General features: G+C 54.5%; 1 protein-coding gene. It reads right to left on the reverse strand.

Features of this window, described 5'->3' with window-relative positions:
• The coding region (locus tag AC1DTN_RS37615; RefSeq protein WP_477925210.1) for a hypothetical protein at nt 1–729 on the reverse strand (729 nt) is incomplete at its 3' end.
• Nucleotides 730–793 lie beyond the last annotated feature (64 nt).

Below are 793 nucleotides of genomic sequence, written 5' to 3' on the forward strand. Positions count from 1 at the left end.
CTCATTGGCAGTGAGCGCCCGTGGGTCTTTTTCCTTGAGATGGTTGTGCAGGGCGTCGCGCAAGGAAATCAATTGCAGGAACGCGACCTTGCTGTGCAGAGAGGCGATGAATTCCTGGGGAGATGCTGACTGTTCCTGCGGCACGGAGTTGAGATTTTCACTTGTGCGATATGTGAAAGAACTATCCGTTACAGGCTTCGCGGTATGTGCCAGGGTCATGCCCGTACCCGTGTGTTGACTGAGATCGACGACGCTGTGAGGCAGCGCAATCGGGAAATGCCGAACCTGTCCCTCATGAAATAACGTGTCGCGGGTGATCCGCATGCCAACGGGCCCCTCATGGAGCATCGACCGGCTCGAYGCACCCGCCGGCGCCGGCCCAAGACTGTATTTGTGCAGTTTTTCGTCCGCTGTTGCTTCGGAATCAGGGATTTCACGAAAATTTCTATTGTCGTACCCGCCTTTAAGCAATTTGGAGGCGAGGGTCCATCGATGATAGTGCGGCATTTCCTCCTCCCCTTGTGCCTTGCCTCCCGGGGCGAATTGATGAAGCCGCAGATTCCAGCCCTGCTCCTTGCTCTCCATGAGATAGATTTTTTCGAAGAGAGGGGAAATGGCTGATTTTCTGGCGGCGTCGAGTCTGCGGTCATCGTTGGCAGCGATATGCCGGAGGATGGAAACTAGGTCTCCAATTTTGACGTCCGCAATATCTCCGTTAACGCCTGCCATCCCGTGGTGTCCTGTTTCCGTGGCTTGTGAAAACGACTTGTATCGCTCCTGAATGGCATTGAAA

The organism is Rhizobium sp. 01T444 (genome assembly GCF_056398305.1).